11 protein-coding genes are annotated in these 8,815 nt (G+C 73.0%); 2 read left to right on the plus strand and 9 right to left on the minus strand.

Annotated elements, in window-relative coordinates; genetic code table 11:
• Window positions 1-355 (plus strand): hypothetical protein (locus Q0L15_RS07265; RefSeq protein WP_296603284.1); only part of this gene is annotated, 355 nt, incomplete at its 5' end.
• Between the two features lie 49 nt (window positions 356-404).
• Here Q0L15_RS07265 and Q0L15_RS07270 read toward each other — a convergent pair.
• The 9 genes from Q0L15_RS07270 to Q0L15_RS07310 all read right to left on the minus strand — a co-directional run bounded on the left by Q0L15_RS07270 (window position 405) and on the right by Q0L15_RS07310 (window position 7,124).
• Window positions 405-791, minus strand: a complete 387-nt coding sequence (locus Q0L15_RS07270) for a hypothetical protein (RefSeq protein WP_296603285.1) — start codon at window positions 789-791, stop codon at window positions 405-407.
• Complete coding sequence (locus tag Q0L15_RS07275; protein WP_296603286.1) at window positions 788-1,231, minus strand: Tad domain-containing protein; 444 nt, start codon at window positions 1,229-1,231, stop codon at window positions 788-790. Before Q0L15_RS07275 ends, Q0L15_RS07270 begins: the two co-directional genes overlap by 4 nt.
• Window positions 1,218-1,682 carry a hypothetical protein gene (locus tag Q0L15_RS07280; protein WP_296603288.1) on the minus strand — a complete coding sequence of 155 codons (465 nt, stop codon included), beginning with the start codon at window positions 1,680-1,682 and terminating at the stop codon, window positions 1,218-1,220. Before Q0L15_RS07280 ends, Q0L15_RS07275 begins: the two co-directional genes overlap by 14 nt.
• Window positions 1,679-2,029: a TadE family protein gene (locus Q0L15_RS07285; RefSeq protein ID WP_296603289.1), complete on the minus strand. Its 351-nt coding sequence runs from the start codon at window positions 2,027-2,029 to the stop codon at window positions 1,679-1,681. The genes Q0L15_RS07280 and Q0L15_RS07285 overlap by 4 nt, the downstream gene beginning before the upstream one ends.
• Window positions 2,030-2,073: 44 nt before the next feature.
• Window positions 2,074-2,268 (minus strand): hypothetical protein, encoded by a 195-nt coding sequence (locus tag Q0L15_RS07290; RefSeq protein ID WP_296603290.1) that lies wholly within the window; start codon window positions 2,266-2,268, stop codon window positions 2,074-2,076.
• A 35-nt stretch (window positions 2,269-2,303) separates the two neighbouring features.
• Complete coding sequence (locus tag Q0L15_RS07295; RefSeq protein ID WP_296603291.1) at window positions 2,304-3,245, minus strand: type II secretion system F family protein; 942 nt, start codon at window positions 3,243-3,245, stop codon at window positions 2,304-2,306.
• Window positions 3,242-4,096, minus strand: a complete 855-nt coding sequence (locus Q0L15_RS07300; protein WP_296603292.1) for a type II secretion system F family protein — start codon at window positions 4,094-4,096, stop codon at window positions 3,242-3,244. Before Q0L15_RS07300 ends, Q0L15_RS07295 begins: the two co-directional genes overlap by 4 nt.
• Complete coding sequence (locus tag Q0L15_RS07305; protein ID WP_296603293.1) at window positions 4,096-5,364, minus strand: ATPase, T2SS/T4P/T4SS family; 1,269 nt, start codon at window positions 5,362-5,364, stop codon at window positions 4,096-4,098. Before Q0L15_RS07305 ends, Q0L15_RS07300 begins: the two co-directional genes overlap by 1 nt.
• 140 nt (window positions 5,365-5,504) lie before the next feature.
• Complete coding sequence (locus tag Q0L15_RS07310; protein WP_296603294.1) at window positions 5,505-7,124, minus strand: hypothetical protein; 1,620 nt, start codon at window positions 7,122-7,124, stop codon at window positions 5,505-5,507.
• Between the two features lie 177 nt (window positions 7,125-7,301).
• On the opposite strand from Q0L15_RS07310, the gene Q0L15_RS07315 reads away from it, so the two are divergent.
• On the plus strand, window positions 7,302-8,801 hold the full coding sequence (locus Q0L15_RS07315) for a glycoside hydrolase family 6 protein (protein ID WP_296603295.1): 1,500 nt from the start codon (window positions 7,302-7,304) through the stop codon (window positions 8,799-8,801).
• Window positions 8,802-8,815: the final 14 nt, after the last annotated feature.

Consider the following 8,815-nt stretch of genomic DNA (forward strand, 5'->3'; position numbering starts at 1 on the left):
GGGCCTGTTCTCCCGCGTCTACCAGGGGTCGGACTTCACCAGCCCGGGGCTGACCATGGTGAACGGCCGCTCGCGCCGGTCCTCTGCGTTCCTCCCGGAGGCGTTCACCGGCAACCGGGTGCTGGTGCGGGTCACCCCGCTCGGCGACCTGCTGTGGGTCGACGGCGCCTCGCGCCGCTTCCTCGATGCGCGGACCGGCGCGGAGGTCCCCGACCCGACCGACGGCTGGGGTGGCCGCCTGTGGTCGATCACCGGGTCGGACGCGCCCGGGGGCCTGGCGTTCACGTCCTGGATCGAGCCCAACCTCGGCGGCCGCGACCCCTACCGGCTGGGCTTCGTCGCACCCGCCGGATGATGCCGGCCCCGGCCCGCAGCCCCGCTCCTCCTGGTCCGTCGCGTCACGCTCAGGGCAGTCGCCGGGCGAGGTCGGCGAGCCGGTCCTCCTCGATGTGCGGCGGCTGGGCAGCGCCACGCTTGACCGCCCAGGCGCCGTGGAGCGCGCGGTAGATCTCCTGGGCGAAGCTCACCAGCGTGTGCATCTGCTCGGCCGCGCGCACGTCGGTCGTCGGCACGTAGTAGGTCAGGCTCTTCTGCTTGACCAGGCTCCGCTGGCGGGCGCGATCCTCGAAGCTGACCATGACGAAGTAGCGCTCGGGGACACGCCAGTGGTCACGTCGCCACTCCTGCCACTCAGGCGTGTTCTCCAAGCGGTCCCACACCCGCACGATGGTGGAGCGGGCCCAGCTGCTCACATCGCCGAGCCAGGCAATGCTGACCGGTGCGATGATCACCGCTCGACCGCCACGACAGCAGATCCGGTGGCACCGACCGTGGCGAGCTCGGGTGACCCGGGCACGGTGAGCGGCAGGTCGAGCGGCGCCTCCACGTGGATGGTGACGCTGGAGTCGGCCGGGTCGAGGTCGACGCCGAAGCTCAGCCCGGGATAGCGCGCGTAGGCACCCGAGCGGACGAGGTAGTCGTGCACGGAGGCCCGGACCGCCGCCGTGGTCAGCTCGAGGCGGTCCTCGGGGACGCCGCCGGTGTAGACCTCGCGTCCGGTGGCGCCGAGGTCGGCGCCGCGCAGTGCGGCGCCGTCGGCCACGGTGTCGAGCCCCTGGCGCTGCAGGTAGGCCGCCGACGCGTCCACGACCATCGCGACCGCCATCGCCAGCACGAACGCGAAGCCGACGATCATCAGCGTCATCTGGCCCACCTCGTCACGGCGCGGCACGGTCCACCTCCTGGAACTGCCCGATCGGGACGGTGTGGCTCGCGTCGAGCGCGAAGGAGGGCGCACCGCCGCCCAGGAACGTCGGGAGCAGCGGGAGCTCGACCCCCGAGGAGACCACGACGGTGATCACCGAGGTGCCGGCGTGGCAGTCGTGCGGGTACGGCGTACAGCTGACGCGCACGTGGACGGGTACGCCGTGCACGCCCTGGTCGTCCAGGGCCTGCAGGGCGGCGGCCTCGGCGCGCTGCGTGCCCGCGGCGTCGGTGGGCGCGAGCGCGTAGGCGCGGGCGGCGGCCCGGGCGGCGCCACTGACACCGAAGGCGCCGCGCTGCACCTCGAAGACCGACATCACGATCCACAGCAGCGGTACCAGCAGCAGGATCCCGAGCCAGACCAGCTCGACGAGGGCGCTCCCGTCCTCGCCGCGACGACGATCGCGCCACCGGCTCATGGCCGCTGCTCCTCGACGGCGTGGCCGGTCACGGTCAGGGAGATGCCCGGCCCGCCGATGCCGAGCGCCGGCACGGTGGCGTGGACAACCACCTCGACGCCGGGCGCCCCGGCGACCGTCGCCGGGTGGGCCTCGATGTCCTGCGCGAACCGACCCGAGATCGCGCCGTCGATCTGGCTGCGGGTGCGCGCCACGCCGTCGGCCGGGTCCCGGTCGAGCGTGGCGGCGTACCGCGCTCCCTCGGAGGCCGCCGAGGCAAGCGTGTTGCGCACCAGGAGCACGAGCGCCACCTGGAGGATGCCGAGGAAGATCGGCACCAGCACGATCAGCACCAGCACGAAGTCCACGACGGCGGACCCGCGCTGGCCCCGCCGCCGCGGAGCCACCGGCCCTACTTCACCTGGTTGAGCGCCGAGGTCAGCATCTGGCTGAGCTGGCCGCGCGCCACCCCACCGATGACCACCACCAGCCCGGCGGTCATCACGGTGATCATCACCCAGCCCGGCACGTCGCCTCGTTCGTCGCGGACGCGGCGCGCGGTGAGCGCGAGGTAGAGCCGCGTGATCGCCAGCGAGATCTGTTCCATGGTCGTTCCGTTTCTCCGAAGGGTCCTCGTAGGGGTCAGCGGGTGGTCAGGTGCAGCCCGACGACGCCGGGCCAGAAGGCGAAGAGCACGGTGATGGGCAGGACGAGGAACACGACCGGCACCATCATGAAGACCTCCTTGCGGGCGGCGGTCTCGATCAGCTCGCGGCGACCCGCCTCGCGGACGTCAGCTGCCTGCGCGTGCAGCACGTCGGCCAGCGGCGTCCCGCGCTCGACTGCGATGGCGACGCCCTGCGCGAATCGGGCGACGAGCGGCAGGCCGGTGGCCGACGCCATCCGGTCGAACGCCATGGCCACCGGCTCGCCGGTGCGGATCTCGGCCAGCACCCGGGCGAGGTCGGCGGACAGGTCGCCGCCGCTGCGGCGTACGACGCGGTCGAGGGCCGCGACCGGGCCCTCCCCCGCGGCCACCGCGAGCGCCAGCAGCTCGGCCACCGTGGGGAACTCCGCGAGGATGCGCCGCTCGCGGCTGCGCACCTGGCTGGTCAGATGGGTGTCACGGGCGACCACGCCGGCGACGAAGGCGATCGCGCAGAGCAGCAACGAGGTCAGGGCCGAGCCCGGCGCGATCAGCATCCGGAGCACGCCCCAGGCGGCAGCGAGGGCGAAGGCGACGACGCCCCACAGCACCTGCTCGATGCGGAACTCGTGGACGGACTTGTCGATGCCGGCGCGCTGCAGCCGTCGGCGCACCGACGTCGCCCCGCCCAGGACCCGTTCGACGGCATCGGCCGCCGAACGGAGCATCGGCCCGAACACGCCCGCGGCCGCCGACGTCGGCGACGACGAGGCCACCCGCAGCTCGGGGGTCCGCCCCACCTGGGGCAGGTCGCGCACGTAGGGCAGCACCCGCAGGGCGAGCTGCGGGCGCCGCACCGCGCGGGCGCGGGCGGCCACGAGCAGCACGCCGCCGCCGGTCGCGGCACCGAGCAGGCCACCCCAGACGGCGGGTGTCACGACAGGATCCGCCGCTCGGTGGGGAGCCGGCCGATCCGCATCATCAGCCGGTAGGCGACCAGGCAGGCACCGGCACCGACGCCGAGCACGACGACGCCACCGGGCGAGGCGTAGCGGTGGATGACCTCGGACTGGAAGGACATGAACAGCAGCACCAGCCACGGGGAGGCGACAGCGAGGCGGGCGCCGTTCACGGTCCACGCCTGTCGCGCCTCGAGCTCGGAGCGGGTGCGCGCGTCGTCGCGGAGGTACGACGACAGGTTGCGCAGCAGGCGACCGAGCTCACCCCCGCCGACCTCGCGAGCGACGCGGAGCCCCTCGACGACGCGGTCGCCCACCGGGTCGGCGAGCCGGTCCTTGAGGCGGTCGAGCGACTCACCGAACCGCCCGGTCACCTGGTAGTCCAGTGCGAACTGGTCGAAGGCGTCACGCAACGGTTCGGGTCCGCGGGTGCCGAGGGCGGCGAGCGCGTCGGGCAACGACATGCCCGCGCGCACCGCGGAGGTGAGGTTGTCGACGGCCTCGGGCCAGACCTCGGCGAGCTCGCGCTGGCGCCGCCGGGCACGTCCGGACACGACCGCCACCGGCATCCAGGCCCCCATGAGCCCGAACGCCAGGGCCACCGGAGGCGTGCCCGAGACCGCCTGGATGACGACGGTGGTCACCACACCGCACACTGCGCAGAGCACCACGAACCCGCGCACGGAGACCTGGCCGAGCCCGGCGCGGGCGAGCAGCTCGCGGGTCCGACCGCGGCTCGTGGGCTCGGTCCGCGGAGCGCGGGGCAGCGCGAACGCGCTCCAGACCAGCATCAGACCGATCCCGACGCCCAGTCCGACCAGCGCGCCCATCAGCGCTCCTCGGCCAGCAGACGATGGACGTCGATCCCGATCCGCTCGTAGCGCTCGACGTGCGGCGGCATCCCGCCGGAGCGGCGCAGGTCCCCGCCGCGCCGCTCGAAGAGCGGCTCGGTCTCGATGATGTCGTTCTCGACCCGGCCCGGGACGCCGACGATCTCGTTGACCCGGCGGGTGCCGTGCGCGTCGATGCCGAGGTGGACGACGAGGTCCACGCTCGAGGCGACCGTCGGCACCACGAAGCGGGCCGAGATGTTCTCGCCCGCCAGCAGCGGGAGCGTGCACATCTTGACCAGGGCCTCACGCGCGCTGTTGGCGTGGATGGTGCACATGCCGGGAAGTCCGGCGTTGAGGGCGAGCAGGAGGTCGAGGCACTCCTCGGCGCGGACCTCGCCGACGATGATGCGGCTGGGCCGCATACGCAGGCTCTCCTTGACCAGGTCGCGCAGCCGGATCTCGCCGGTGCCCTCGAGGCCGGACTGACGGGTCTGCAGGGGCACCCAGTCGGGGTGGGGGAAGCGCAGCTCGAAGACCTCCTCGGCCGACACCACCCGGTCGCCACCGGGGATCGCGGCGGCGAGGCAGTTGAGCATCGTCGTCTTGCCCGCCTGGGTGCCGCCGGCGACCAGCACGTTGAGGCCCGCGCGCACCGACGCCTCGAGGAAGCCCGCGGCACCGGGAGTCAGGCTGCCGAGCTCGACCAGGTCGGGCAGGCGCGCCGCGCGCAGCACGAACTTGCGGATGTTGACGGCCGAGAAGCCACGGCTGATGCCCTCGAGGACGACGTGCAGGCGGTGGCCCTCGGGGAGCATCGCATCGACGAAGGGCTGGCTGATGTCGATGCGCCGCCCGCTGCTCTTGAGCATCCGCTCGACGAGCTCCTGCACCTGGGCCGACGTCAGCACGAGCGTCGTCAGCTCGTGGCGGCCGTGGCGGGCGACGAAGACCCGGCTCGGGTCGTTGATCCAGATCTCCTCGACCGTGGGGTCGTCGAGGAAGGGCTGCAGCGGGCCGAAGCCCGAGACCCGGGCGACCAGCTCGCCGACCATCGAGTCGACGTCGGGGACCGGCGCGACCACGCCGGTGAGGCTGCGGTCGTCGTGGTCGCGGACGACGCCCTCGGCGATGCGGCGCACCAGGTCCGCCTCGCGCTGCGGGTCGACCGCCTCGCGGCGCACGACCTCGCGCACGTGCTGGTCGAGCTGCTCGACCAGCTCCTCGTGCGCGTTCGCCGTACGCCGCGCGGGTTGCGTGAGTGACATCGAGTCCCCCGAGATGGTTCCTTGCGCCTCATCCTTCCAGCCCGAGCGCCCGGTCAAACCCGCCCGAGCCGGCACCTGTGGACAACGAGCCGGAGCCGGGAGGGTTCCGTCCCCAGGCCACAGCAGGGGGCGGCCGCGGGTCAGCGCTGCGGGGTGAGGGTGATCTGGTGGGAGGTGGTCCGGCAGATCTTGGAGACGTCGACGCAGGTGCGCACGCGGACGTCGAGGACCACCACGCCGTCCTCATGCTCGGTGAGCCGGTAGGTGCCGCCGCCGCTGAGGCTCGCACCACTGCCCCCGCCGTAGACCTCCACCGCGCCGCCGTCCTCGCGGGCGCCGTCGAAGGCGAACGTCGCCTCACCACCGAGGAAGGTCCCGTCGACGAGGAACGGACCGGTGATCGTGTAGATCGTGCCGCTGAAGGTGACCTCGTCCTGGCCGCTCACGACGTACGCCGTGGGCCAGGTGTCCAGCTCGACGGTCGCCTTGGCCACGCCTCGCCGCGAGCGCGCCTCGAGGACGACGCTCGCGCGCTTCTCGCGCTTCGAGGCCGCGACGTAGGTGAACGTCGCGTCGGCCGGGGCGGAGTCCGGAGCGATCGAGGCCTCGCCGGTCAGGACCGCGGTGACCGTGCCGCCCACCTTGCCACCGTCGACCTTGCTGCGCGGGGCCGCGGTGATCTGCACCTGCTGGGAGGGCCGCAGGCCGCTGGGGCCGGCGGAGACCGTCGGCTTCAGCTCGACGCACTTCCCCGACTCCCAGCCCTTCTTCGCAGCCTCGACGAGCTTGGCGGCGACCATCCGGCTGACCATCACCGACAGCACGTTGGTGTCACTCACGAGCGCGTCGGTCGCCCCACCGCCGGTGTCCTTCACCTCGTACTTCGCCGCGCCCTCGCGCGGCCAGGCCCCCGACACCGTGACATAGCTGCCACCGTCCTTGACGTCGGCCATCTTCCCGCTGTACTCGGTGTCGTAGCCGAGCAGCTCGGCCTGGTCGCCCACGTATCCGGCGACGGCCACCTCGAACGACCCGCTCTTGCCGGCGCTCCCGTCCGCCGACGTGTTGGTGATGGTCACCTGGGCCTGGGCTGTGAAGCTACCGTCCGGCAACGGGCACGGAGCCATCGCGACCCGCACCGCGATGTCCGTCCGCACGCCGGTGCTGTCGGTGTGGGAAAGGTCGGCAGACAGCTCGGCCCCCTCCTTGGTGGCCTTGACCGTGATCCCGTTCCGGGAGTCCTCGCCCACGTCTCCGCTCCGGGCGGTGGCGGCGTCGGCGGCGAACATCGAGATCAGCAGGCCGCCGAAGAGCCCTTCTCCGAAGGTCGTCGACTCCGGCAGCCCGGCGGACCGTACGCCGGCCCCGACGGCCGGCCGCGCCGGGTGCCGTACGCCGGCCCCTGCACGGTCGGCGATCCCGGCCAGCCACGCCGCGGTCTCGGTGATCGAGGTCTCCACGGCCCCGTCGCCGCCGAGGGCGGCCGCCAGCCCCGAGACCTCATAGAGCTCGCGCTCGACAGCACCGGAGAGCTCGGCGGCGCGCTGGTGCCGGGCGTCCTCGTCGAGGTCCGCGAACGAGTCGCTCAGCGCCTCGAGCACCGCAGGGTCGGCCGAGCCCTCCAGCGGCAGGGCGCTCGCCGCCGCCGACGGCTCGGTCTCTCCCCCGCTGCCCCCGCCGCTCCCACTGCACGCCGCGAGGAGCAGGCAGCCCGCGACCAGGGCGGCCGCGATCGGGCGCACGGTCCGGACATCGACCACGGTGGCCTCCTGCCATGGCGGGGGTCGGCTGGTCGACGCACCGTACTGACGACCGCGAACAGGGGTCGATGGCCCGAACGGATGGTGGTCTAGATGTTCTGACGGTGCGCCGGGACCATGGCCCCCGGGCTCGTCGAAGCGATGGCGCGCCCTCGGCGAGGGTCCTACGGTCGTGCCATGCACGCCCGTCTCGGCCGCGGCCTGACGGCCGGAGTCCTCGCCGGGCTCCTGGCGACGGCGCCGCTCGCGTCGTACGCCGGCGACGCCGGCACCACGCGCTGGTCCGACCAGGCACCCGCCGCGCGGGCCCTCGTCGGCGCACCGACCGACCTGCACACGACCGTGACACCCGGCGCGCCCGCCATCGCCGTGTCCTGGGACCCGCCGATCACCGGGCTGCCGCTGGTCCTCGGCTACCAGGTCCTCCTCGACGGACAGGTCGTCGCGACGGTGCCGCTGGTGACGACGTCGTACACGATCACCGCGGACGCCGGGGCCCTGCAGCTCGGCCGCACCTACGACATCGCGGTGCGCGGCACGCTCCTCCTCACGACCGGCGCGGAGGCCCACACCCGGCAGACCCTCTACGTCGCCCCCGTGACGACCGTCCAGCGGGCCAACCCCGACAACCCGCTGGCGGGGCGGGAGTGGGGGGTCTACACCGGCCGGCTCGACCAGGCCTACAACGGCTGGAGCAAGCTGGGCGCCGCCAAGAAGGACCAGCTCGCCCTGTTCGCGACGATCGAGAAGGCCTTGTACTTCGGCCGCTGGATGTCCGACGACGAGGTGGCGGGCAAGGCGCAGGCCTACATCGCCGGGGCGCAGGCCGGCGACCCCGACAAGCTGGTGCTGATGACGCTGTTCCGGATGTTCCCGTGGGAGGGCGAGGCGCGCATCGACCAGCGGCTGCCGACGGCGGCCGAGCAGGCGTCGTATCGCCGCTTCGTCACCAACCTCGCCGGCGCCATCGGAGCCAACCGCGTCGCGATCGTCGTCCAGCCCGACGGCTACTTCGTGCGGAAGGCGTTCGAGGCGTGGGTGGACAAGGTCGGCCGCACGAAGGCGCTGACGCCGGCGCGGATGCTCGCCTGGACGGTCAGGACGCTCGCCGCGCAGCCCCGCACGACCGTCTACCTCGACATGGGCTCGGAGGACTGGGCCCGCGGCGACTACCGGTCCGTGGCGAAGTACCTGAAGCTGAGCGGTGTCGCCGCGGCGCGCGGGTTCTCGCTCAACGTCTCGCACAAGAACTACCTCGAGCGCGAGATCGCGTTCGCGGCGAAGGTCTCCGACACGCTCGCGTCGATGGGCATCGAGGGCAAGCACGCGGTGCTGGAGACCTCCGACAACGGCCACCCGTTCCACGGCAGCGAGATCAATCCACCGGGCGCCTCCCCCTACATCCAGCCCGGCGAGGTCCCACCGTGCACGACGCGGAACCAGACGACACCCTGCACCGCTCTGGGCGTGCCGCCGACCACCGACGTCGACAACCCGGCGTGGGGGCTGAGCCCCGACCTCGCCGCGACCGCCGCGCGGTACGTCGACGCCTACCTGTGGGTCAGCCGGCCGTGGCTGCCCGACCAGGGCCAGGGCGGCACCACGTTCAGCCCGGCGTACGCCAAACGGCTGCTGTCCACGTGGCCGTTCTCGCCGTACTTCACCGGTACGTCGTAGACGGGGTCACCCAA

The organism is Nocardioides sp., assembly GCF_024509035.1.
In the GTDB taxonomy this organism is placed as follows: Bacteria; Actinomycetota; Actinomycetes; order Propionibacteriales; family Nocardioidaceae; genus Nocardioides.

Bases quoted from the DNA above. Each gene is read 5' to 3' on its own strand.
- Q0L15_RS07280 (WP_296603288.1), bottom strand. From the start codon at position 1,682: ATGAGCCGGTGGCGCGATCGTCGTCGCGGCGAGGACGGGAGCGCCCTC.
- Q0L15_RS07290 (WP_296603290.1), bottom strand. From the start codon at position 2,268: ATGGAACAGATCTCGCTGGCGATCACGCGGCTCTACCTCGCGCTCACC.
- Q0L15_RS07300 (WP_296603292.1), bottom strand. From the start codon at position 4,096: ATGGGCGCGCTGGTCGGACTGGGCGTCGGGATCGGTCTGATGCTGGTC.
- Q0L15_RS07305 (WP_296603293.1), bottom strand. From the start codon at position 5,364: ATGTCACTCACGCAACCCGCGCGGCGTACGGCGAACGCGCACGAGGAG.
- Q0L15_RS07315 (WP_296603295.1), top strand. From the start codon at position 7,302: ATGCACGCCCGTCTCGGCCGCGGCCTGACGGCCGGAGTCCTCGCCGGG.